Annotated in this window: 20 protein-coding genes; 15 read left to right on the top strand and 5 right to left on the bottom strand. The window is 53.5% G+C overall.

The genetic code is table 11. The features are described 5' to 3' along the window. Positions 1-22 precede the first annotated feature (22 nt). The 13 genes from CBE73_RS09335 (at position 23) to CBE73_RS09275 (ending at position 15,324) form a co-directional block, all read left to right on the top strand. Positions 23-1,693, top strand: coding sequence for a type 2 periplasmic-binding domain-containing protein (locus CBE73_RS09335; RefSeq protein WP_094094002.1), 1,671 nt, complete (start codon positions 23-25; stop codon positions 1,691-1,693). A gap of 176 nt (positions 1,694-1,869) precedes the next feature. Further along, entirely contained in the window at positions 1,870-3,666 is a 1,797-nt protein-coding gene (locus CBE73_RS09330) for a sensor histidine kinase (protein ID WP_244905538.1), read from the top strand. Next, positions 3,667-5,280 carry a response regulator transcription factor gene (locus tag CBE73_RS09325; protein WP_094094000.1) on the top strand — a complete coding sequence of 538 codons (1,614 nt, stop codon included), beginning with the start codon at positions 3,667-3,669 and terminating at the stop codon, positions 5,278-5,280. It begins immediately after the preceding gene. 265 nt (positions 5,281-5,545) lie between these two features. Further along, positions 5,546-6,634 carry a CgeB family protein gene (locus CBE73_RS09320; protein ID WP_094093999.1) on the top strand — a complete coding sequence of 363 codons (1,089 nt, stop codon included), beginning with the start codon at positions 5,546-5,548 and terminating at the stop codon, positions 6,632-6,634. 32 nt (positions 6,635-6,666) lie between these two features. Beyond that, positions 6,667-7,821: a CgeB family protein gene (locus CBE73_RS09315; RefSeq protein WP_094093998.1), complete on the top strand. Its 1,155-nt coding sequence runs from the start codon at positions 6,667-6,669 to the stop codon at positions 7,819-7,821. Positions 7,822-7,884: 63 nt separating this feature from the next. Then, positions 7,885-9,426, top strand: a complete 1,542-nt coding sequence (locus tag CBE73_RS09310) for a glycosyltransferase (RefSeq protein ID WP_094093997.1) — start codon at positions 7,885-7,887, stop codon at positions 9,424-9,426. A 36-nt stretch (positions 9,427-9,462) separates the two neighbouring features. Continuing rightward, positions 9,463-10,554, top strand: coding sequence for a non-hydrolyzing UDP-N-acetylglucosamine 2-epimerase (wecB, locus tag CBE73_RS09305; RefSeq protein WP_094093996.1), 1,092 nt, complete (start codon positions 9,463-9,465; stop codon positions 10,552-10,554). Next, a complete protein-coding gene (locus CBE73_RS09300; RefSeq protein WP_094093995.1) occupies positions 10,547-11,533 on the top strand; it encodes a polysaccharide biosynthesis protein in 987 nt (328 codons plus the stop codon). Before wecB ends, CBE73_RS09300 begins: the two co-directional genes overlap by 8 nt. Further along, entirely contained in the window at positions 11,530-12,360 is an 831-nt protein-coding gene (locus tag CBE73_RS09295) for a dTDP-4-dehydrorhamnose reductase family protein (RefSeq protein WP_094093994.1), read from the top strand. Before CBE73_RS09300 ends, CBE73_RS09295 begins: the two co-directional genes overlap by 4 nt. Further along, complete coding sequence (locus CBE73_RS09290; protein WP_094093993.1) at positions 12,353-13,261, top strand: NAD-dependent epimerase/dehydratase family protein; 909 nt, start codon at positions 12,353-12,355, stop codon at positions 13,259-13,261. Before CBE73_RS09295 ends, CBE73_RS09290 begins: the two co-directional genes overlap by 8 nt. Before the next feature lie 28 nt (positions 13,262-13,289). Continuing rightward, positions 13,290-13,880 (top strand): class I SAM-dependent methyltransferase, encoded by a 591-nt coding sequence (locus CBE73_RS09285; RefSeq protein ID WP_174704621.1) that lies wholly within the window; start codon positions 13,290-13,292, stop codon positions 13,878-13,880. A 36-nt stretch (positions 13,881-13,916) separates the two neighbouring features. Next, positions 13,917-14,957, top strand: a complete 1,041-nt coding sequence (locus CBE73_RS09280) for a glycosyltransferase family 4 protein (RefSeq protein WP_094093992.1) — start codon at positions 13,917-13,919, stop codon at positions 14,955-14,957. A 40-nt stretch (positions 14,958-14,997) separates the two neighbouring features. Beyond that, positions 14,998-15,324 carry a hypothetical protein gene (locus tag CBE73_RS09275; protein WP_174704690.1) on the top strand — a complete coding sequence of 109 codons (327 nt, stop codon included), beginning with the start codon at positions 14,998-15,000 and terminating at the stop codon, positions 15,322-15,324. A gap of 119 nt (positions 15,325-15,443) precedes the next feature. Here the strand turns inward: CBE73_RS09275 and CBE73_RS09270 are convergent, their stop codons facing one another. Further along, entirely contained in the window at positions 15,444-16,511 is a 1,068-nt protein-coding gene (locus CBE73_RS09270) for a glycosyltransferase family 4 protein (RefSeq protein WP_094093990.1), read from the bottom strand. A 184-nt stretch (positions 16,512-16,695) separates the two neighbouring features. Between CBE73_RS09270 and CBE73_RS09265 the strand changes: the two genes are divergently transcribed. Further along, positions 16,696-17,721, top strand: coding sequence for a YhcN/YlaJ family sporulation lipoprotein (locus tag CBE73_RS09265; protein WP_094093989.1), 1,026 nt, complete (start codon positions 16,696-16,698; stop codon positions 17,719-17,721). Positions 17,722-17,816: 95 nt separating this feature from the next. Here the strand turns inward: CBE73_RS09265 and nagA are convergent, their stop codons facing one another. From nagA to CBE73_RS09250, 3 genes are read right to left on the bottom strand one after another with little or no spacing between them, the layout of a single operon-like run. Next, positions 17,817-18,992, bottom strand: coding sequence for an N-acetylglucosamine-6-phosphate deacetylase (nagA, locus tag CBE73_RS09260; protein WP_094093988.1), 1,176 nt, complete (start codon positions 18,990-18,992; stop codon positions 17,817-17,819). Further along, entirely contained in the window at positions 18,992-19,720 is a 729-nt protein-coding gene (gene nagB / locus CBE73_RS09255) for a glucosamine-6-phosphate deaminase (RefSeq protein WP_094093987.1), read from the bottom strand. Before nagB ends, nagA begins: the two co-directional genes overlap by 1 nt. 24 nt (positions 19,721-19,744) lie before the next feature. Beyond that, the gene (locus CBE73_RS09250) at positions 19,745-20,608 is read right to left on the bottom strand and encodes a MurR/RpiR family transcriptional regulator (protein WP_373286360.1); all 864 of its coding nucleotides are present in this window, start codon (positions 20,606-20,608) and stop codon (positions 19,745-19,747) included. A gap of 240 nt (positions 20,609-20,848) precedes the next feature. Between CBE73_RS09250 and CBE73_RS09245 the strand changes: the two genes are divergently transcribed. After that, on the top strand, positions 20,849-21,298 hold the full coding sequence (locus CBE73_RS09245) for a MarR family winged helix-turn-helix transcriptional regulator (RefSeq protein ID WP_229752626.1): 450 nt from the start codon (positions 20,849-20,851) through the stop codon (positions 21,296-21,298). 141 nt (positions 21,299-21,439) lie between these two features. Here the strand turns inward: CBE73_RS09245 and CBE73_RS09240 are convergent, their stop codons facing one another. Continuing rightward, the gene (locus tag CBE73_RS09240) at positions 21,440-23,410 is read right to left on the bottom strand and encodes an FTR1 family iron permease (protein ID WP_094093986.1); all 1,971 of its coding nucleotides are present in this window, start codon (positions 23,408-23,410) and stop codon (positions 21,440-21,442) included. Between the last annotated feature and the right edge of the window lie 26 nt (positions 23,411-23,436).

The following is a 23,436-nucleotide window of genomic DNA, read 5'->3' as shown; positions in this document are numbered from 1 at the left end:
AACAGAAAGGGGTTAACCGCGTATGAAATGGCTTGGCAAAAAATCCAGGATCGCCGGCGCGTTTTCGCTAGCCTTGCTTATCCTGGTCATGACAGCCTGTTCGGGCGGCCAGTCGGCCTCCAACACAGGCACAGAGGCAGGCAGCTCCGGTGACGGAGGCGACTCGAAAGCCTTCAAGCTGTGGCTGGGCTGGAACATTACGGTCAACAACGACAGCATGGTGCAGACGTATTGGCGGGAGCACGAGCCGGGCATTGACGTGAAGCTGGAAGCGACGCAGGGCGATGCCTTGACCGCGCTCAACCTGAAGCTGAACGCTGGCGGCTTTGATGACGCGGCCGTGTTCGGCCGCAGCGAAACGATCGATTCGGCTATGGTGCGTTCGGGCAGCGTGCTGCCGCTAGAGCAATATTTCGATATGCCCGATAAATATCCCGGACTCGCTTCCATTCCGAAAGTTTACCTGGATGCCATGAAAGATGCGGATGGACATATCTGGTCGATCCCGACCTGGTTTGATCAGAATCCGGATGATCCTTGGCCGGGCTGGGCTTCGCTTGGATGGTTCATCCGCAAGGATGTGCTGGATCAAACAGGAATGACCAAAGACGACCTCAAGACGATCGAAGGCGTGGAAAAATATCTGAAGGCGGCTTCCCAGCTGACCGACGCCTCGGGCAAAAAGCTCATCCCGCTCAGCTTCCTGTCGGACGCGGGCGACGAAAGCGTCATTTTGAGCACGTTCGGCGTATCCACGGCTACCGCCGGGGGCGTTATCCCGGTGGAGAAGCAGGGCGACGGCTACCAATTTATTTATGACGATCCGCAATATAAAGAAGCGTACAAATGGATGAACAAAATGTACCGCGAAGGACTCATCGACCATGAAGCGATTACGGACAAAAAGGAACGCTACAAGGAAAAAAACAAAACCGGCCGCACGGCCATGAACGCAGGCGGATTTTTTAACATGGACGCTTCCCTGTGGGAAGTCTTGGACGGACCTACGGAGCCGGCCTGGTATTATGAGACCATTCCTTATCCGAAGGTGGAGGGCGTGGACCAGATCGGCGCCAACCAGATCGTCAATCCTTACCCGGCGGATGATGTTTACATCAGCAAAAACACCAAAAATCTGAACGCGATCCTCACGTTCCTGGATTACATGCTGCAGCCGAAGCCGGAACAGCAGCAGGTGGCGGACAGCGGTCCTGCCGGCGTGTTCTGGGACTGGGTCGACAAGCCGCTTGGCACCTGGCAGTATACGGACGCCAAATTCCAGGAGCTTCATGATTCGGGCGACGCTGCGAAAAAGGCGAGCACGACACCTGAGCTTTATGCGCTCTCCTCTTACAGCAATGCCTGGTATCCTTGGTGGAATTACGCTGTCACCGAGCCGAAGGGCCGTCAGAAGACGATCGATTTCTCCGAGGAAATCGGCAAGATGGGCGGTATCCGGGTGGCCGAGCCGGCCGATATGGTCAAAGCCAAACCGGGCGGCTTGTGGGAAAAATATTTGCCCGAGCTTGAAAATGTTCGCGTAGAATACAAAGCAAAGCTGATGATGGCGGATAGCGACGAGAAGTTTGAGTCGGCATGGAAAGACTTTCAAGCCGCGCTTGAGAAACGTGCCCATTGGAGCGAGCTTAAGGCCGAATGGAACGAAACGTTCCAGGAGGAGAGCAAGTCCTAATTTATTTTCGGTAACAAGGTTCCGGGGGAGCTGCCTGTAATGGGCGGCTTCCCTTTGCGGCTGAATGCGGCCATGCGGCCTGAATGCCGCTTCCGGCATGAAACGAAACGGCGGGTAGACCCCAACTACTGTACCGGCGAGGGGAGATGGCGGCCTTGAGATTGTGGCTGGAGAAAATGATCATAAAACTGATGCACCGGATGAACCTGCAGAGCAAAATCCTGGCTATGTATGTCCTAATTCTGCTGCTGCCTACCCTGCTGCTCGGCGGCGTGGCCGTTTATCTCGTCATTCGCAGCTTCACACAGAATTATTTGGTGACGGCCGACGAAATGGTGCGGCAGACGGCGCAAATTGTTGATTTCAGCAAACAAAGCTACGATCTGCTGGCAGTAAGGACGGCGACGGACGGCGAATTGATCTCACGGCTTGGCCGTGAATATACGGACATGCCTGAAATTGTGGACACGGTGAATTATGTTGACCGGACGTTCCTCATTACGAGCAAATATTTGCCGGGCATTGCCGATTTCCGGATCTATCACAACAATGACACGCTGGTTCAGGACGGCCAGCTGCTGTGGCGTCCCGAAGACCGGACGCTTGCGGGCATGAACGAAAGCTCCTGGTACGAGGAGGGGACGAAGTCATCCGCTCCGATCCGCTGGAGCAATGCGCCCGGCAATCTGAAGCAGAACGTCATTACGCGAAAAATCATCGGACCCGGCGGCAATCTCCTCGGCCTGGTCTATATTCTGCTCAATTACGATGCCGTGTTCGGCGAACTGCTCGACAGGCCGTTTAAGGGAACCGGCAGCTTGTATATCGTGGATGATTCCGATCATATTTTGGCCGCGTCAGATCCGAAGAGCATCGGCCTCCGCATCCAATTGAAGGACTGGCCGAATCCCGGAGAAGAAGAGCAAGGGCGGCAAGGAGGGCAGGGCGGACAAGACGGGAAGATACTCGACCTGAGCCGCAGCAAGGATTTGCAGATCGTCAAACCGCTGTCCTCCGGCTGGCACGTCGTTGCTTTAATCCATATGAAATATATGGATGGGCAATCCAGGACCATTCTGCTGCTCATCGTAGGCATCACCGTCCTATTCCTGCTGCTGTCCATCTCCCTTATGATGACGATTGTAAATAATATCGTGCGGCGCATCCGCAAGCTCGGCACGCGGATGAGCGACGTTTCCCGCGGAGAATTTCAGGTGAAGATCCGCCATCAGGACAAAGATGAGCTCGGCGATCTCGAAAGCGTCTTCAACTCGATGTCCGAACGGCTTGGCAAGCTGGTAGAGGACATCCGGCAGGCGGGACTGGCCGAGAAGGAGCAGGCCTTCAGGGCGCTTCAGGCCCAGATCAATCCGCATTTTATCTACAATTCCCTCGGCCTGCTGCGCTGGCGTGCGCTGGATGTGAAAGACCACGAGCAGATCCGGATCATCGATGCTCTGACGACCTTCTACCGGCTTACCCTGAACAACCGGATCAGTGTGATCAGCATCCGAGATGAGCTGGAGCATGTCAAAGCGTATTTGGACATCTGCCAGTTCCGTTACCCGAACCGTGTGCGGATCGAATGGGAAATCGACGAATCCGCGCTGGACTGCTATACGGTGAAGACGGTGCTTCAGCCGATCGTTGAAAATTGCTACCAGCACGGAGCCATTATCCGGACACCTGATGCGCTCATCCTAATCTCCGTCATCAGGGAGGCGGACCGGATTCTCATGTCGGTTTACGACAACGGCCAGGGAATTCCGGAAGAGACGCTGCAGGCGCTGCGCCGCGGCGAGCGTGCCGGCCAGGGCAACGGCTTTGGAATAGGCAATATCCGGGAGAGACTGGCGCTTTATTTCGGCAGCGAAGCAACGTTAGCGATCGACAGCGAAGCGGGTAGCTGGACACAGTTCACGCTCATATTTCCGGTAGCGGTTTCTCCGCCGGCAAGCAGGGAGGTCATATGAATGCTCAAAGTGCTCATTGTTGATGACGAACCATTTAATCTGTATGGACTGGTCAGCAATATCGATTGGCAGGAACTCGGCTATGAGGCTCCCGTTACCAGTGAATCCGGGGAAGAGGCGATGGAACTGCTGAAAGAGACAGCCTTTGACGTGCTGATCTCCGACGTTTCCATGCCCGGGATGAACGGGATTGAGCTTGTGGCCGGAGCCAGGAAGCTGTATCCGCACCTTCAGGTTCTGATGATCAGCGGCTACAACGAATTCGAATTTGTCCAGGATGCCATTCATGTCGGCGCTCAGGCCTACGTACTGAAACCGCTGAAGCTGGAGGAGGTAACTGGCAGACTGAAAACTTTTCAATCCACGCTGGAGAAAATGCGGCGAGTCGTCGAACAGACAAACGAACTGGAGAAGAAAGTGTCCGGCAGCATGAGGCTGATTAAGGAACGTTTCGTGCTGGACCTGATCACGCAAGGCGCGCAGGAAACCGTATTTTCCTGGGAAGGCCTGCTGGACGTCCCTGAGCTCACTGAAGGGTTCCAATTGATCGTGTTTTCGCTGGATGCCTATTTATCCTCCGGCAAGACAGCCAAAGACCGGATGCTGATCGGGACCGGCTTCAAGCAAGCGGTGGAGATCAGCCTGAACGATGTGGAAGCCATTTACCTGGCCCATGTCACTCCGGACGAATATGTGGCCCTGCACCTGAATCCGGCCCCGCAGGACCGGGTATATGTGGAGAAGCAGTTGCCGTTCGTTCAGAGTCTGATGGAAGAGCAGTATGGCGCTTCTGTTACCGTGGGGTGCAGCCGCACGGGGAGCTCCTGGGAGGAAGTGGATTTATGCTACAGGGAGATCAAATTTGCGATGGCCGAAGCGCGCCTGATCGCGGACGGCCAGATCGTCCGGTACGAGGGCGGCAACCCGAAAGAATTCAAGGACTACCGGCTGCGCGAGGAATTAATGCCGAACCTGCTGAAGCTGATGGAGCAGGGAGAAACCTCCGCCGTCGCCGTCTATTTGAACCGGGTGCTGGATGTTCTGCTGCTTCGGGAAGCGGCGTCGTTTTCTTACGTGCAGGCTTTCGGCATGAGCTTTCTCAGCGAGCTGATCCGGAAGCTGAAGCGGCAGGAAGAGCCAGGCGGGGAGACCAATATGGTCATGTGGAGAAGGATGCTGGACTGCGGCAGTGCCGAGCAGATTATCGGCTTAATCACCGAATACGTGGATGGCTACATGCAGGTCGAGAAGAAGCGGCACCACCAGCAGCATCATCAGCAGCACAATCTCATTCGCCGGATTGCGGCCTTCATTGAAGAGCAGCTGCAGGAGAACTGGACGGTCAAGCAGCTTGCGGAGCAGTTCAGCCTGAATGCCAGCTATTTGAGCGTGTTGTTCAAACGCGAGATGGGCAAAACGATCTCCGAATTTATACAGGAAACCCGGATTCAGCGGGCTCGCAAATTATTGCAGGACCCGAATATTAAAGTGTACGAGGTTGCGGAACAGGTCGGCCTGCAGACGACAGCTTATTTTACGTACCTGTTCAAGAAAACGGTCGGCCGTACCCCTCAGGAATACCGGGACTATCATTATGATGCAAATGACGGCTGACAAACTGCTCTAGTTTTTTCATTGATTACGCAAATAGATTCATGTAGGGAATTTTGTTTGCCGGTTAAGCCAATCCGCTGCTGCGGGTTGGCTTATTTTGCGTGGAATAGCGAACGCGCAAGTATACCATTCGGGAAGAGCTGTGCGGCCGCGGAGGACGAGCAGGGCATCAGCCAATTTATAACTGCACAGGTTAGCCGTCCATGCCTGGAGTTTAGCCCTCCGCATATAGTTATAAGGACTTAATGAACACCCATAGATAAGGATGTGTGCCGTGAACAAATCTAATCAGCAAGCCCAAGAGAACGCGTTCCGGCAAGGCAGGATGGAGGGCTACAGGCTTGGAGGCTGCCGTGCAGTCATGGAGAGGACGACACCTTCAGGGCCGGCGGGAAGTCCCTTGCGCATTATGTATGTGCCTCAGGGGTTTGCGTCCATCGACCATGGATTAACGGAAGCCCTGAAGCAAAGCGCCGCAGAATTCATTGTGGCGGGACCGGCTGAAATGCTGGACACCGCACAAAGCTGGAGACCTGATCTGGTGCTGGTACTGAATGCTCTGCATGTCTTCCCCCCGGAGCATGCCGCCCACGTCGATCAGCTCCGGTCCTGGGGAATCCGAACGGCCGTGTGGTTCGTGGACGATCCTTATTTCACCGAATTCACCCTGGATCTTGCCCGGCACTTTGATTATGTCTTTACTCATGAAAAATCTTGTGTGCCCTATTATGAGGCCGGAGGCTGCAAAGAGGTGCATTATTTACCGCTGGCCGCGGATCTTGAGCTGTTCGCCCCGGTTGAAACTCCCCGTTCCTACCAGTCGGATGTTTGTTTTATAGGCAATGGCTTCTGGAACCGGGTGGCTTTAATGGATGAGCTAGCCCCTTATCTGTCTACCAAAAAGGTGGTTGTGGTCGGCTCCTTTTGGGACCGTTTGAGCCATTATGATCTGCTTCGGCCTTTCATCAGGGACGGCTGGGCAAATCCGACTGAAACCCGGTTCTATTATAACGGTGCCAAAGTAGTCATTAATCTCCATCGCCCTGCAGAGTACGGGATGGATAATCACAACACCGCGGGGCTTCCAGGGCATTCTATCAACCCCAGAACCTATGAAATTGCCGCCTGCGGAACCCTGCAGCTGACGGATATTCGCGAGGATCTGCATGAGTACTACCGTCCCGGTTATGACATCGAAACTTATGGCTCGGCCGGGGAGCTGCGTGACAAAATCGAATATTACCTGAGTCATGAGGCAGAGCGGGCACAAATCGCCTGGAGATCTCTTTGGACGACCAGACAACGTCATTCCTATAAGGATCGAATTGCTCTTCTGCTGTCTTACATTCAGTAACACACGCAAATTTCAAATAAGGAGTGGAACATATGGTGAAAGTTCAACGCTTGAAAAGCAGAGCAAGGAAAAAAAGTGTACCGGTTTACTCCTCCCACGCCGCTGAGACCGCCAAACACGAAGGAAGAAGCGCCGGTTTGCGGGCGGGGTTTGAGGAGGGATATCTGCGCGGGCGCATGGATGTTATTGCAAGCCAGCCCCAGACCGTATTTCCGCTGCGCAATATCCATGTGATGTATGTCAGCTCAGGCAAAGGGTTCCCGTATTCGCCGTTTGATGAAGGGATGGTCGAAACGCTGCGTTCACTGGCTGCCTCGGTTACCCCGGCGATGCCAAACCAGCCGGTAGCCCAGCTTGCGGCCGAACACCATCCTGATCTGGTTATGGTGTTCGACGGGCTGGAAATGCCTACCGACCAAATTGATGCGATCCGGGCCATGGGAATTCCTACAGCGGTATGGCTGACAGACGATCCTTATTATACCGATATGACGTCCCAGCTGACTTTGCATTATGACTATGTGTTTACCCTTGAGCTGAACTGTGTGGAATATTACCGGCAGCTGGGCTGTCCCAATGTTTATTATCTCCCGTTCGGGGTCTATCCGGGACATTTCCGTCCGCTGCGCGACCGGGCACCGGAACCCCGCACCGTCAGTTTTGTCGGCAGCGCCTATTGGAATCGGGTGCATTTCTTTCAACCTATCATCGATGATCTGATGAAACGGGGAATGCGGATCAATGGGATCTGGTGGGACCGTCTGGTAGAGGCTGGTTCTTACGCGGACCGGATTGAACAAGGAACCTGGCTTGGGCCTCAAGATACCGCAGTCGTATACAGCAGCAGCAAAATCTCGCTTAATATGCACCGTTCTTATGACGACGACAGCGTAAACAACAATACTTTGAAAATAACTGCTGTCTCCCCGAATCCCCGGACCTTTGAAATTGCGGCCAGCGGATCTCTGCAGCTTGTAGATGCCCGTAACGATCTGGCCCGCTTCTATACGCCGGGAGTGGAAATCGACACCTACGCCTCACAGGATGAACTTCTTTCCAAAATCGACTTTTATTTAACACACGAGGCAGAGCGCCGCGAAATGGTTCTGCGTGCGCTGGAACGCACCATGCGGGAGCATACGTACAGCCATCGTCTGAATGAGCTCTTAACGCATATCTTCGGCTAACAGATTTTATGCAGGAAGGAGGTGAATCGTTTCTTCCTTATTGTATGCGGAAGAACGAAACTTATGGCCAATCAAGCGAAGCTGCTGCTATTCTCACATGTCAGCAATACTGAAAGCATTACCGGGGCGGAGAAGATGCTGCTGCATCTGGCCCTGAAATTATCGGCCTATTTCCAGTGTGTGTTGGTTGCTCCGCAGGCGGGAGAATTGACACGTCGGGCTGCCCAATACGGTATCCGTACGATTCCATGCCGCTACCCGCTTGTTTATGAGATGTATATCCCTGGTCCAAATCTGCCGCAGGTAGTAGAGAACCTGACGGAAACGGCTGAATTTCAGCATTTGACAGCGCTCATCCAGGCTGAACAGGCCGATGTGATCCTGACCAATACCTGCGTGAATGTGCTTCCTGCCGTTGCTGCTTCCCGGCTTGGAATTCCGGTCGTCTGGAATATAACGGAAGCCATTGTTCACACCGCTTACTTCGGCCATGCGCTGCAGCTCATCGACAGCCTGAGTGATCGGGTGATGGCGATTTCCGGAACGGTCATGTCCCGGCTCCAGGGAGGGATTCCCGAAGAGAAGCTTGGTCTCATCTATCCTTCCTGGGAATGGTCCGACTATCATCCGGGCCGCTGGGGCCGTCTGCGGGCAGACAAACGGTCGGAGCTGGGAGTAGGTCCCGGACACCGGCTGATCGGCTTCATCTCCTCTTTTCTGACCGAAGAGAAGGGGTTTGGACATTTCATTGATACCGCGCTTGAACTGTGTAAGGAGCGCTCCGACCTGCGTTTCCTGGTCATCGGACAGCGGAACGACAGAAGCTTCTACAAAAGCTGTCTCGATAAGCTGAACGAAACCAAATATTTTGCCAGATTCAACTTTATCCCTTATGAAAAATCCGTCGAGGCCGCCTATTGCGCCATGGATATTCTCGTGATCCCGAGCCTCATGCCGGAAGGCTTTGGCCTAACGGCGCTTGAAGGCATGATCCACGGAAAGCTGACTGCCGCTTATGAAGCAGGGGGACTCGGGGAAGTGCTGGGCGCCTGCGGCTTTGGCTCCTATTTGTCAGAGATGGGGAACAGGGAGCAGCTGACCGTCCAAGTCAAAGCGCTGCTAGAGCTTCCGGAGGAAGCGGCGTCTTCGTTATCGGCCGCTGCGAGGGAGCAGGCCGAGATTCATTTTGGACCTGCCGCCTTCTCCGAACGGCTTCGTTCCGAGGTTCTGGCCTGGGCGGTACGGCGTCCGGACCGCCTGTATGTAAATGAAGCGGATGAGGGGCGTATCTGGTCTTCCATAGGCGGCCCGGGGACGATGGATACAGCCGCCGCTTACGCCGAAGAACCTGCTCCAGCCGCTTCATCGCCGATCCAGGGCCGCAAACGCCGCCGCTTACGCCGTTTGCGCTTCAAACATGGAAGCGCAAAGGCAAAGCGCAGAAGCCGAAATGGCGGCGGAAGCAAGAGAAGCGGCGCGGTAAGAAGGCGGCTATCCGGACGCGTTACCGCATCCCGCCGCAAGAAGCGCGGAGGGCCGAAGAGATCCGGTGCTGCCAGAAAGAAGCGCGGAGCCATCGGCGCAAGGCGCCGGACCAAGCGTTGAGGCGGCAGGCAACACCAACCCGAAGGAGTTGACATAATGAAAATCATGACGATCCTGGGGACACGTCCTGAAATTATCCGGCTCAGTTTAATTATCCCCCTTCTGGACCGCTTTGCAGATCAGCATATTCTTGTTCATACCGGCCAGAACTTTACGGCTTCACTAAGCGGCGTTTTCTTCTCCGAGCTGGGTCTGCGTGCTCCCGATTATGTGCTTCAGGACCGGCAGGCCTCGCTTGGAGAGCAGCTTGCGGCCATGTTCGCAGGGATGGAGGACATTCTGAATAACGAACGCCCCGACAAGGTCCTGCTGCTCGGGGATACCAATAGCGCACTTTGTGCGGTGTTGGCGGAACGGATGGGGATTCCGGTCATTCACATGGAAGCGGGGAACCGCTGCTTTGACCTTGACGTTCCCGAAGAGAAGAACCGCAAAGTCATCGACGCGATTTCCAGTATCAACATGCCCTATACCGAACAAAGCAAACAGCATTTAATCCGGGAAGGCGTGCCGGGGCCCCGGATTGTGCTCACAGGCAATCCGATTTATGAGGTCATGAAGCATTTTGAACCTCAAGTGGAGGCCAGCGATGTTCTGGGCCGGCTCGGTCTTGCGCCCGGAGAATATTTCCTGGTTACGACTCACCGCGCCGAGAATGTGGACCGTCCCGAGCATCTGCTGGAAATTATGAAAGGCCTGAACGCCGTAGCTGAAGAATATGGGCTTCCTTTAATTTGCAGCCTGCATCCGCGCACCAAATCGAAGATGGGGAAGGATTTCAACCTCGCCATGCATAAGCTTGTGCAATTTCATGAGCCCTTTGGCTTCTTTGACTTCGTGAAGCTGGAACGCCATGCCAAATGCGCATTGACGGACAGCGGGACGGTGCAGGAGGAATGCTGCATCATGCATGTTCCAACCGTAACCCTGCGCAAGACGACGGAGCGTCCGGAGACGGTGGACTGCGGAAGCAATATCGTTTCGGGGCTGGACGCCCAAGCCATCGCCAAGGCGGTACGGATCATGACGGCAAGCGATACGGACTGGGAAGTTCCCGGCGGCTATTTGACCGAGCATGTATCGCAGAAGGTAGTCAAATTTTTGCTTGGAGGGAAAATGCATGTTTAATAATCAGGTTATTTTGGTGACAGGCGGTACCGGATCCTGGGGGTATGAGCTGATCAAGCAGCTGCTGCCGCAAAATCCGAAGGAAATCATTATTTATTCCCGCAGCGAGTCGACGCAGGTGGCCATGAGCCGCGCGTTTGAGGATCACAGATTAACCTTTAGAATCGGCGATATCCGGGACAGGGAAGCTTTGACGGCTGCCTGCAAAAATGTCGATTATGTGTTTCACTTAGCTGCGCTGAAGCATGTGCCGGTTTGTGAAGACCAGCCTTATGAGGCGCTGAAAACCAACGTGGTTGGCACACAGAACGTAATTGAAGCTGCGGTTGAGAATCATGTCAAGAAGGTCATTTATATATCGACCGACAAAGCGGCGAATCCATCGAATTTCTACGGCATGACCAAAGCCATCGGCGAAAAGCTGATTGTATACGCTAATCTCTTGCCTTCAGATACACAGTTCGTCTGTGTACGCGGCGGAAATGTGCTGGGCACAAACGGCAGCGTGGTCCATCTGTTTATGAATCAAATCAAAAACAAAGGCCAGGTTCGCATTACGGATATGAATATGACACGTTTCTTCCTCACTCTTCCGGATGCGATCAAGCTGCTGTTTAAAGCTTCGGTGGAAAGCGTTGGCGGGGAAATCTTCGTCATGACTATGCCGACCTGCCGCATTGTGGATCTTGCGGAAGTGCTGATTGAAGCCTCCGGACGCGACAACGTGGAAATCATCGAAACAGGAACCCGCCCGGGCGAGAAAATCCACGAAATTCTGATGAGCGATTTCGAAAGTCTGTCAACGGTCGTTTATGATAACGAATATTTGGTCATTTTGCCTACCTTGGACATTCCAAACCTGAAAGACCGTTATAAATCCTACCCGCTTGTTTCCTTCAGCAGCTTCAGCTCGGATAAAAATCTGATGGATAAAAAGGAGATCAAGGAGATCCTCGTTCGAGGGGGGTTCCTTGAATGAAGCTTTTAATTTTTGGCGGGAACGGAATGGCCGGGCATATACTTGTGCAATATTTCCGGGAGTCCGCTTCCCATCACGTTTTCTATACGACACGTGATGCAGCCGATAACGGCGGGATTCTGCTGGATGTCCAGGACCCCGGGAAGGTGGAACAGGCGGTCGCGCTTGTTCGTCCCGATGTCATCATCAACGCGGTTGGCGTGCTGAACCAGTTTGCCGAACGCGATGTAATCGGAGCTTATGAAATCAACGGTTTGCTGCCGCATCGCCTTCAGCGGGCGGCGGACCGTTACGGGGCTAGATTGATTCATATCAGCACCGACTGTGTGTTTCTCGGCGACCGCGGTTCCTATACCGAACACGATCAGCCCGACGGGGTTTCGAAATATGCGCTGACCAAAGCGCTGGGCGAGGTTAAGGAAGGGCGGCATTTGACCATTCGTACTTCCATCATAGGACCTGAAATCCGGAGGGATGGAATCGGTCTGATGGAATGGTTTCTGGGGCAGACCGGGGAAGTTCACGGCTATCAAAAGGTGCTCTGGAACGGCGTTACGACGCTTCAGCTGGCGAAGGTGATCGAGGAGGTGCTCGATCAGCCGTTGTCCGGACTGATTCACCTGGCGCATCCGGAGAAGGTCAGCAAACATGACCTGCTGAAGCTGATGCAGAAGGTCTGGAACAAACAGGACGTGAACATTTTACCGGAGGATGCAACCGTACTTGATCGTACGCTTGTTTCTACCCGCAGTGACGTGGCTTTCGATCTGCCTGATTACGAGGCGATGTTGTCCGAATTGGCAGAGTGGATGAAGCAGCATGGCTAAAGAAACGATTCTGATTACCGGGGCGGCCGGCTTTACCGGCCGTCATGCCTGCCGGCATTTCGCCGGGCAGGGGTATGAGGTGGTTGGGGCGGTCCGGAGTCTGGAAGGGCTTGAGGCTGTACCCGGCGTCAAATATGTGGTCTGCGATCTGAAGGATTATGAATCCGTACGGAAGCTCGTTGATAAGGCGCAGGCGGATCATGTGCTGCATCTGGGCGGGAAGAACGCCGTCAAGCAGTCATGGGAGCAGCCTATCGACTATATGGAAACCAATGTGATGGGCGTATTCTATCTGCTGGAGGCGCTGCGCAAGAGCGGGAAACAAAGCCGAGTGGTCGTAGCCCATTCCCGTCTCCGGTTTCAACTGACCGATCATCCGGTTCCGAACCACCCTTATGGGCTGAGCAAGTCGCTTGGCGGCATGGCGGCTTTATGCTGGGGGCAGCTGTTCGGGCAGGAGGTCATTATCGGTGAACCGGCAAATCTGGTCGGCCCCGGCCCTTCAACGGGCATTTGCGCTCTGCTTGCCAAACACATTGCGGCTGAAGAGCAGACCTACACCGGCCGCCCGTTCCGCTTGTCCTCGGGCCTTGAACGCCGTGATTTTCTGGATATAAGGGACGCGGTTCTGGCCTATGAGCTTCTGCTCAAGGTTGGGCGAAGCCGCGTAATTTATCCGATTTGCTCAGGCAGGGAACGCACATTGCGGGAAACCGCGGACAGCTTCAGCCGCCTGGCCCGAGTTCCTGTAACGATAGAAGAAGGGGATGCCTCTCCGGTTCCTTCGTCAGAGGAGATGCAGGGGCCTGAGGAGCTCATCAAGCTGGGATTTAAGCCAACCGTATCCTGGGAGAAGTCGGTTCAAGATATTGTTGCTTACTGGCGCAGCGGGCTGCGTTAAGCCCAAAAGGCGAAAGGGGGAGGAAAGCTTGAACCTGTATAAGGAAGTTTACAACGCCAATTTCATTTCGCTGCTCCGGCAGCAGTTCCGTTATTGCGGATCCGTGCTGGATGTTGGCTGCGGATTGGGCCTCCTGTGGGACCATTATGACTGTAATATCATTGTGGCTATGGATATTCATCGTCCTTATCTGGAGAATCTGCGCAAAACCTCGGCTTTTGTGCTGCCGATTGTGGCGGATGCCCGTCAAATCGGTTCGCTGCTGATGCCGCGGTCCGTCGATGCTGTCGCGCTGATTGATTCGCTTGAGCATCTTTCCAAGGGGGATGCGCGGAAAGTGCTGAGTGCCGCCGAGAAAATTGCCCGGCAGCGGGTGGTTATTTTTACGCCGAGAGGATTCTTTCCACAGGAAAGTCTGGATAACTACGGGCTGAAGGGCGAGAAGTTCCAAACTCATCAAAGCGGCTGGGAGCCGGAAGAGTTCATGCAGCGCGGATACAGGGTGATCGTGCTTAAAGGTTTTCATAACGCCCAAAATGCTTCCTTCCGTGCGGCTTTCGGCGAGAATGCACCTCCGGTGGATGCGATTCTTGCGTACAAAATCATTAAAGATAAATGAGGATAGCGTTAACCGATCAGGAGGAGGGGGCTTAAGATGCGTTTTACTTTTCCCGTATTGACTTTATGCCAGGGAGGGGCGCAGCGGATGCTTGCCGAACTGACGAACTGGCTGTCGGCAAGAGGCCACGAGGTTACCCTCGTCATGCCGGCTCAGGGTGTGGTTGAATACGCCATATCGTCCAGGGTGCACCGGGTGGAGCAAAGTGTGCTGAAGGCTGAAGATTTTCCAAATGCGGATGTGATCGTATCCAATTTCTACACAACCGTATATCCGGCGGCCGAAGCCAGCACCCAGGGCAAAGGGGTTCATGTCCGGTTAGCCTTATGTTACGAGCCTGTTTTTCTAAGCGACAACTTTGCCTCTTTTCCTACCTATTCTATGACGGAGCATCTGCTCGTTTTGTCGCGCTGGGAGCAGCAGCTGATTCAAATCATTCATGGGATCGGCGGCATGATTGTGCCTGTGGGCGTCAGCAGCTTTTTCCATAATATGAATTTCCGGAATCAGCTTGCTCCGGGTCTTCGTATTACGGCTGTTGTCCGCAGTGTAACCCCAAGCTTCTCCTGGCACAGGGATCAGGAATATTTGCTGTATGAGCTGGCAAGAGTTAAACATCAGTACCCGGACGTGGATATTAACCTTATCTGCCCGCCGGCGGAATATGAAGGGTCACCGGAGCTGCAGCAGCTTGGAGCAAACGGTTTGTTCCGGATCGTTACGCCGGCGGATGATACGGAACTGAGATATCTGTACAACATGACGGATATCTTTGTCAGTTCAAGCGTTTATGATGCGGGCGGCCTGCCGGGGCTGGAAGCGATGCGCTGTGGTGCGTCTTTGGTCACCTTATATTCAGGCGGGAATGCCGATTATTGCCGTCCCGAGGTCAATTGCCTGATGTCTTACCGCTATGAGAATCGGCTCGGTGAAGACATTTCCCGCCTGATTGTAGATCCTGTGCTTCGTTCACAGCTTGCCGCTACAGGCCAAGCCGATTCATATCATTTCACCTGGGACAAAAGCGCCGCCGATTTTGAACATGCGGTACAGGTGCTGTTGACCCGAACAAGCTGAAGAAGAGGTGGTTCGGGTGGCGCGATTTCAGACGCTCATTATGAGTGAGATGGCTCCGTTTGCGAGACCGATTCATTTGATCGACGTAGCTGTAGCCAACAATGGAGTGGAGCCTTTTGACGCTTGTATATTGGGGTTAGTGAACGGGAATACCGTATTTCAGTTTGTGTCCCAAGTAGCTCCCTGCCACGAGCGGGGTTCCGTGATGCATATCCGGAATATGGGGATTTATGAGCCGATGCTGCTGGTCATCACGACAAGCATTCATCTGCAGCGCCACGCTTCGATCCGCATTGTATTCCGGGACGCTTCCGGAGAAATCATGGGCATGTGGAGCGAACTGAATGTCGAGTGGACGGCTTCTTGATGACGGCATTTTCATATAAAGAAGAAAAAGCATCCCGCTTAGCGGGGTGCTTTTTTGCTTAGCTTAGCGGGATGCTTTTATATAGTTTGCATAGAACAAAAAGGTATTCCTTTCCTTCCTTAACTCCCCAAAGCATAAAGCGTTTGGATCAAAGAAGTGGCATAGGCGTCCGGTGACAATTGGGTTTGCAGATGCCGGTATGCGGCTTCGGTCATCTGCTGGCGAAGCGCTGTATCCTCCATTAGACGAAGAGCTTTCCTGATGGCGGAAGCTATGTCTCCCAGCGGATAGAAGGTGCCGGTAACGTCCGGCACAATAAAAGCCCGCACCCCGTCGGAATCTGTACTCAGCACAGGACAGCGGCAGGCCATGGCCTCTCCGACCGCATAGCCGAAGCCTTCCATTTTGGAGGTGGAAATCACCATGCCGCCTGAGGCTCTGATCAACGAGTAATGATAAGGCATCTGATCATTTGGCACACTGTGCAAGGTATGGAGATTTCCGGTCAGGTTCAGCTGCTCAATCAGCCCGTAGAAGGCATTGCGCTCTTCAGGAGCGGCCAGCGTCTCATCCGTGTACATCCGGATCTGCAAGCCAGGTTTAACCTGCAGCAGTCCGTAGCAGATAAACATAAACTCCGACCAGTTTTTATTGGGTTCCAATCTGCCAATCCAGGCTACGATCGGATTCTTCGGAGCCGGTACATCCAGCTTGGGGAAACGGCTGAGATCAATCATATTCGGAATGACATATCTCGGCACATCCGGGCAGAGAAGATCAAACAACTCGGTCAGATGAGCGGTAGGCGGCATCAGAATGCCATTAGTGAAATGCTTGACGAAAGGCTCCGATTCCAGAACGGTCAAATAGGCATCCTTCCACATACCGAAGCCCTGGGCTTCAAACAGGATAGGTTTGGTAAACCCGGCTTGGCGTAGACGGTAAGCCATCGTGAAATCGGAGGTCACGATGGCGGCATCATACTGCTGCTGTTGGACGATGGCCCTTAGATCCGCATCCGAGTTCGTGATGAACACCGGAATGTCGGAAATATTTTGCAGACCCGTTCCGGCCTGATTATACAGCAGATGGGCTTCAACACCGTGCTGGCGCAGAACTCTGCTGCGCATCCGGTTCAGCGTTTCCACCCCGCCGCTTGGAATAAAGAACGTAAATAAAATTTTCAACGGCCCATTCACCTCTAACCTTGGAATTTGACGGTCAACAAGCTTCTATAAGGTACGTCAAGGCGTCTGCCAAGGTGTGGTCAAGTGCCGGGCAAATGCTAAATTCTTTCTGGATACTACATCTTTATAAAGGTCATTCTATAGCTGTCACTCATTATGCTTAATGGAAGGGGAATGACCATTTATGCGAGCTTCAAAAACTTTGGGTTTGTCTTTGTCAGCAGCTCTTGTAGTCGGTATGCTTGGCCTGACCGGCTGCGGTCAAAACAATAAGGTTGGTACGCAAGGAGTGAAAAATCAAACCGCTCATCGTTTGAATATCAATTCTAACGATCAGGGCCGGGATAACTTGCGGAACATGAAGTACAGCCAAGTGCTGAGTAAAAAGGTTATGGAGATTGGCAGTGTTCGTACTGCCCATGTCATGACTTCCGGCAATGAAGCCTTTGTTGCTGTTAACTTAAACGGCACCAATCCTTCTTTGGGCGGTACTCGTGCTTCCGGCAACGGAACAGGGTCAATGAATGACCTGAGTGTGCCTAACGGAACCCTCGGTACACGGGGACCGGGCGCTCTGGGCACCGGCAACGTCACGGGCCGTACCTCAACGCTTGGACGTTCGATGGGACAAGGAGTTAACCCAGGCGGAAGCGACTACCGTCCAAATGGCGTCGCGGGTGCTGCTCGCGGACTCGACTTCACCAGTAACTTAAGCGGCGGTACCAATCCGGCAGGCAGATATAATCCGAATCCCGGAACGATCTATGACGGTTCCAGACTGGGCGGGGGATTAGGGGCACAGGCTGATAACATGCCTCATGGCGCAGGTGCTGGAAGAGGGTACACTACTTATGGTACGAATAACGGCACGAATAATAACGCCAGCACAATTCCAGCCGACGTCCGCAGCCAAATTGAACGTACAATTAAACGTTCAGCCCCGCAGATCCAGCAGGTTTATATCTCGGACAATGCCGATTTCGTAAACCAGCTTGGCAGCTTCAACACGGGCGGTGGAACAACATTGGGCAACAATCCGTTAACGAACGGTGCCCGTAACGTAACCAACGATTTGGCAGGCATGATCGACAACCTGTTCCCTGAACGTTTAAGAAATATGGGACGTACGAATACAGGCAATACGGGTATCTTTAATACGAACCCAACGAATAACAACAACAACCGGTTTGATATGAATCCGAACCGTTAATCTTAGCATGACAAAAAAAGAGCATTCCATTCGCGCCAAGCGTAGGAATGCTCTTTTCTTGTTAAATCAGCCTTATCTAATGCAGGATTAAGCGATTAAGCTTCGTGTTGAAGACCTTTTACCCAAACGGTCTGCAGCTCTAATTGTTCATCGACAAGCAGCAGATCAGCCTGTTTGCCGGTTTCGATCGAGCCGGTCCGGTCAGCGATCCGGATCAGTTTAGCAGGATTGCCGCTGGCTGCTTCCGAAGCGCGTTCGATGCTTAGGCCTACTTCCTGAACCAGGAACCGGAATCCGCGGATCATGGTCAGCGTACTGCCAGCCAAGGTGCCCACGCTGTCCTTCAGCGTACATACGCCGTCTTTCATCACGACAGGAAGATCACCGATCATATAATCGCCGTTTCCAAGCCCGGCAGCCGACATGGCATCCGTGATCAGAACCAGATTATGGTTATTCTTGACGGTTGCCAATACGGAAATGACCGCCGGATGAACATGGATGCCATCGGCAATGATTTCGGCGCTCATTTGCGGCGAGCTTAGAAGAGCACCTGCTGTCCCCGGCTTGCGGTGATGCATTGGCGTCATGGCGTTAAAGGTATGCACGGCATGATGAAGCCCGGCATCCACTGCCGTCATGATTTCCTCATAGGTTGCATCGGTATGACCTGCGGCAGCAACAATGCCCTGCTTGCGGAGATAAGCAATCAGTTCCAAAGCTCCATTGCGCTCCGGAGCGAAGGTAACCTGCTTGATGAGCCCCGGATAACGGGTTTCCCATTCTTCGATCCAGGCCCGGTTCGGATTAACGATATGCTCCGGATTTTGCGCTCCTGGCCATTTCGGGCTGATGAACGGCCCTTCCAGATGCACGCCTTCCAATTGGGCATAAGGCATCTCACCCGATTTAAAGGTATGGACTTCCTCTAACACCTGATTCAGCACATCCCGCGGGGCGGTCATGGTCGTGGCCAGCATGGCCGTTGTTCCCTGAGAGCAGTGGAAACGGGTAATAGCCTCGATTCCCTGCTGGTCAGCTCCGGTAAAGTCATGATGGACTCCGCCGTGCACGTGAACATCAATAAAGCCCGGAAGCACATATTTGCCGTCCGCATCTATAATTTCTGGATAGGAAGCAAGCGTGTGTTTGACTGCAGATGCAGAGCCGACAAAAGTGATTACGCCGTTCTCAACGGCTACGGATCCGTCTTCAATAATCCCGGTTGGGGTAACAATCTTACCGTTAGTAATGACAAAGGAACGGTTCATCAAAGCAGACGCCCCGCTTCCTGATCGACCAGCACGATGACGTTGGGATGTGTCTGCAGCAGCGAAGCCGGACAATGTGTCGTAACAGGACCATTAAGAGCGCGGGAGATAACTTCGGCTTTCTCGGCGCCTCTGACGAGCAGTAAAATCTGCTTGGCGTGCAGAATCGAAGCGATGCCCATCGTAATGGCCTGGGTCGGAACCTCGTCGATAGAGGAGAAGAACCGGGCATTGGCTTGGCGCGTGCTTTCATCCAGCGTGACGACATGAGTGAAGCCATGCAGCTCACTGGCAGGTTCATTAAAGCCGATATGGCCGTTTAACCCTACGCCGAGAATTTGCAGATCCAGCCGTCCGGCCTGCTGCAGAAGCTCCGTATATTCAGCAGCCGCTTTCTCGGGATCAGGCGAAGAGCCCATAGGCACATGAGTATTTTCCGGAAGAATGTCTACGAGATTAAACAGCTTCTCATTCATGAACCGGCGGTAGCTTTCCGGATGATCGGACGGCAAACCCACGTATTCGTCCAGATTGTAGCTCTGGGCTTGGGCAAAGCTTACAGAACCTTCTTTATAGAGCTCAACAAGGCGACCGTACACGCCCACAGGCGAGCTGCCTGTAGCTAAACCAAGCAGGGCTTTGGGATTGCTTTGCAGAAGGCTGGCAACAATACCTGCCCCGATGTCGTTAAATTGCTCTTCGTTTTGCGCTTTGATAATGTTTGGCATCACTGAATTCCTCCAAAAATGATTTTAGCGGTAACTTCGGACATTATGATAAGAATGCTCCAGCTTGGGAACGTAATCCTCAAACCGGGAACTGACCATCCCCATAAACAGGATGTCTATAATATGAAGCTGGGCAATACGCGAAGCCATATCGCCGCGGCGCATGCCCTCCTCAAGGGAGGAAGAGAACAGCGGAATATCGGCCAGAGAGGCTAGAGAGCTGCTGCCATAATGAGTCAGGCAGATCGCTGTAGCCCCGCTGTCTTTGGCGCATTTGAGTGCCGCAATGGTTTCCGGCGTTTCTCCCGAATAGGAGACAGCTACAGCCACATCGCCTTTATTCAAAGTAGTAGCTGCTGTGATCTGCATGTGCGAGTCCGCAAAGGCTGTACAGTTCTTGCCGATCCTCACCAGCTTCTGATAGAAATCCTGGGCGACGATGGATGATGTAGCCACCCCGTAAAGGTCGATTCGTCCGGCTCCGCACAGAGCCTCAACGGCCTGCTGGATCTGCTGGATATCAAGCAGCCGGGTCGTATCGGCGATCGAGGCTAAATGGTTGGCCTCCATGGCTGAAGCGATGGTTCGCAGGTCATTGCCGGCAATCACATCCTGATAGGCGTTTTGTGCCGGTTTCTGAGCGAGCTCGCCGGCCAGCTTCATTTTGAAATCGGGATAACCTTTAAAATGAAAAGCTTTGCAGAAGCGGGTAACCGTCGAAGGACTAACGCCGCACTGATCGGCCAGCTCCGTGATACCCAAATGGACAACGGAGGCCGGTGAAGCCAGAATATATTCGCCAATCCGGCGCTCCTGCTGGGAAAGCTGCGGCAGATGCTCCTGCACCGCATGCAGGATAGGAGTAGAAACCGTCGAAATATCGTTCACCTTCCCGTTTTTACATTCAGAAAATAATTTTCTATTTAATTTAATATATGATGAAAATAATTTTCAAGATTATCTTAGTGCATTTTCATCAGCGATGCAACCCTTTGCTTGTAGTTTTGCCCGCCGAATAGGGGAGTTCATACAGGCCGATACTAACAGAAGCATTGAGATATCGCATTAGTTAGGTTAAATTTATAATATAGCTTGCTTTGGCTACAGGCAGTAGAGAGGGGGCAGACCGTGGAGGTAGAATTGGATCATTATATCGAACGGCTGCAAAAAGGCTGGACCAAAACGTTTAAGCAAATAGAAAATGATATTATGCGCCATAAAGAGCTTGGGCTTACCGGCCCGCAGTTCCACATGCTTATTTACATTTACCGTAAAGGGCCGTGCAAGGTCAGCGACCTGGCGGATGCTCTTGAGGTCAAGCCGAGTGCTATTACCGTAATGCTCGACCGGCTTGTCCAGAATGGATTTGTTGAGCGGCGTCATGACAAGGAAGACCGGAGAGCCGTATTGGTTTCCTTGACGGAATGCGGGAATCAGGCGATGGAAGAAGGGCGGAAGAAGTCGATCCGAATCGTCAAATGGTATTTGGAGAAACTGGAGTTATCCGAAGTGGAGAGCCTGGTTAACATCGTCGAGAAATTATCGGTAATGGACAAACCACCTTGGCTGAAAAAATAATCGTCCCCCCTCTTGTTCAGCGCCCGATAAGCCGGTAAACGGCTTTCGGTGCAGAGCGGAGGGGATTTTTTTCTCACAACAAAAAAAGGAAGGAGCGTATCTGCGCTCTCTTCCTTTTTTTTGTTGTTATTATTGCACGTTCTAAATGGCTGGAGCCTGATGTCCGCTGTCCGGCTTTTGTCCATGCGGCCGCCGTGTAAAGGAATAAACAATCCAGGCGACCAGCAGCACCTGTGGAATAATGGTCTCCCAGGTCGGGTAAACGCCCAGCCAGCCAACGGTCGGAAGTCCGCTTTCGCTGTGTGCGGGCAGCTTGCCGGCAATTTGCAGGGCGTGAAGGCTTTCGCCAAGAAAACGAACCACCAAATAATAGATCAATACGGTAGCCGTCAGGAAAAATGGCCGGATCGGCAGCCTGCTGCTGAACCGGATGATGCAGTAGCCCAATACGACCAGTGCGGCCAAAGCGCCGGCGATGCCCAGAACCAGCTCGGCCGGCGAGATGGAAGGAGCCATTCCGATATAAAATATCGTCGTCTCAGCTCCTTCGCGCAAGATCGCCAATCCGGAAAGCGTAAACAGCGACCACAAGCTGCCGCGGGCAATAGCCCCGCCAACCTGCTTGGAGATGTACGCATTCCATGCCTTCGTGCTGGATTTGCCGTGGAGCCAGGCGCCAATCGTCAGCATCATGACTACTGCGAACAGGCCTGTAAGGCCTTCCGTCAGCTCCCGTGTGCTTCCTGAGGCGGCTTGGGAGACGGCGAAGGTGAGCAGTACGGCCAGAAGACCGCTGAGCACGAGGCCGGTTACCGCTCCGGACCATATGAACTTGCGGGCCGGGCGGTTGTTCGCCCGCTTGGCGAAGGCCAGCAGGGCCGCTACAACCAGAATGGCCTCCAGTCCTTCGCGGAGCATAACAAGCGCAGCGTCCCAGGCGCTGTAAGAAGTCACCTTAGAGATCGGTTCAAGCTCGTCAAGCATTTGTCCGATCACCGTTTGGGCTTTATCCGTGGCCGGAGGATTAGAAGCCAGGTAACCGAGGGCTTCCGTCATCCGGTTTTCCGTATTCTGATAAGCCGAAGGAGAAGAGATCGAGACCGCGCCTTCCACGGAAGGCCACATTTCAACAAACTGTTCCAGTTTGTCTTGGGCACCGGCCGCATCAGCGTAATCAATCTGCGCCGAGGCGTTATGCAGCAAGGTGACGGCGTCTGCCAGAGAAGCGCTTCCGGCGGCCGGAGCTTCCTCTTGTACCCCGTCCAGCTTGCCGTCCAAATAATCCTGAAGCATGGCATTCATCTCGGCCAGCTCGGCGGCAGCCTGGTCCGTTTTGGCGGGTTCAGCCTGCAGCGCAACCCGGACCAGACTCATCTTTGTCTCCAGCTTGCTGTACAAGCTGAAATGAGCCTGGCGGATCGGGTTCTCAAGTTTGGTCCATCCATCGGTGACCGCTTTGTAATCCCGCTTGGCCGACTCCAGATCGGACTGTTCGAGATCGCTGGCGACTTTGCCGCTTAGAGTCAGCAGGTCTCCGGCAGATTGTTTGCCGGCATCCGCGGCCGAAGCCGCAGCTGCTTCTCCCTGGGCTGCTCCACTCCCGCTGGCCGTATCCAGATAAGCATTGACGTCCTTCGCGAGAACGGACAAGGCTTGGGAAGCGCCGTCTTTATCCCGGGAATTGACCGCTTTCTCCGCAGCTTCAGCCTCCGAGGTGATCCGGCTGTTGAAATCATCCGGTACGGACAGGGTCTGCCACGCGGAACGGAACTGGGAAAGCTCTTTGGAAGCTTCCGGCCATTCTTCGCTCCCCGCTGCAACAAGCGCACCGCCGACGAGCGGAAGCAGGGTATCCAGCACAGCCTGGTCGTTTGGATCTGAAGCATATGCAGGGATTTCGGCCCCTGTGAGCCAGAGCGGAGCAAGAAGCAACGCTGCTGCCAGCAGAAGGCCTATGAACGGCTTAAGAATCGATCTTTTAGATCTTTTATAGCTTTTACAGGTTACGTTATCTATTTGATGCTTAATAAAAGCCTGTCTCGATGGGTTGTACCGCACAGCTCTGCCAGGTTCCGAGCGATCCGCTGCACAGTCCTGTGTCTGTTCGTTCATATGAATCCTTCTTTCTGCCTGGAATT

Source organism: Paenibacillus physcomitrellae (assembly GCF_002240225.1).
GTDB classification, from domain to species: domain Bacteria; phylum Bacillota; class Bacilli; order Paenibacillales; family Paenibacillaceae; genus Fontibacillus; species Fontibacillus physcomitrellae.
This window is presented reverse-complemented; position numbering and strand designations above follow the sequence as displayed.

Coding starts and splice junctions, on each gene's coding strand:
- CBE73_RS09310 (WP_094093997.1), top strand. CDS start 7,885: ATGGCCAATCAAGCGAAGCTGCTGCTATTCTCACATGTCAGCAATACT.
- nagA (WP_094093988.1), bottom strand. CDS start 18,992: ATGAACCGTTCCTTTGTCATTACTAACGGTAAGATTGTTACCCCAACC.
- CBE73_RS09240 (WP_094093986.1), bottom strand. CDS start 23,410: ATGAACGAACAGACACAGGACTGTGCAGCGGATCGCTCGGAACCTGGC.
- CBE73_RS09315 (WP_094093998.1), top strand. CDS start 6,667: ATGGTGAAAGTTCAACGCTTGAAAAGCAGAGCAAGGAAAAAAAGTGTA.
- CBE73_RS09330 (WP_244905538.1), top strand. CDS start 1,870: ATGATCATAAAACTGATGCACCGGATGAACCTGCAGAGCAAAATCCTG.
- CBE73_RS09335 (WP_094094002.1), top strand. CDS start 23: ATGAAATGGCTTGGCAAAAAATCCAGGATCGCCGGCGCGTTTTCGCTA.
- CBE73_RS09275 (WP_174704690.1), top strand. CDS start 14,998: ATGAGTGAGATGGCTCCGTTTGCGAGACCGATTCATTTGATCGACGTA.
- CBE73_RS09295 (WP_094093994.1), top strand. CDS start 11,530: ATGAAGCTTTTAATTTTTGGCGGGAACGGAATGGCCGGGCATATACTT.
- CBE73_RS09300 (WP_094093995.1), top strand. CDS start 10,547: ATGTTTAATAATCAGGTTATTTTGGTGACAGGCGGTACCGGATCCTGG.
- CBE73_RS09320 (WP_094093999.1), top strand. CDS start 5,546: ATGTGTGCCGTGAACAAATCTAATCAGCAAGCCCAAGAGAACGCGTTC.
- nagB (WP_094093987.1), bottom strand. CDS start 19,720: ATGCCAAACATTATCAAAGCGCAAAACGAAGAGCAATTTAACGACATC.
- CBE73_RS09325 (WP_094094000.1), top strand. CDS start 3,667: ATGCTCAAAGTGCTCATTGTTGATGACGAACCATTTAATCTGTATGGA.
- CBE73_RS09265 (WP_094093989.1), top strand. CDS start 16,696: ATGCGAGCTTCAAAAACTTTGGGTTTGTCTTTGTCAGCAGCTCTTGTA.
- CBE73_RS09290 (WP_094093993.1), top strand. CDS start 12,353: ATGGCTAAAGAAACGATTCTGATTACCGGGGCGGCCGGCTTTACCGGC.
- CBE73_RS09280 (WP_094093992.1), top strand. CDS start 13,917: ATGCGTTTTACTTTTCCCGTATTGACTTTATGCCAGGGAGGGGCGCAG.
- wecB (WP_094093996.1), top strand. CDS start 9,463: ATGAAAATCATGACGATCCTGGGGACACGTCCTGAAATTATCCGGCTC.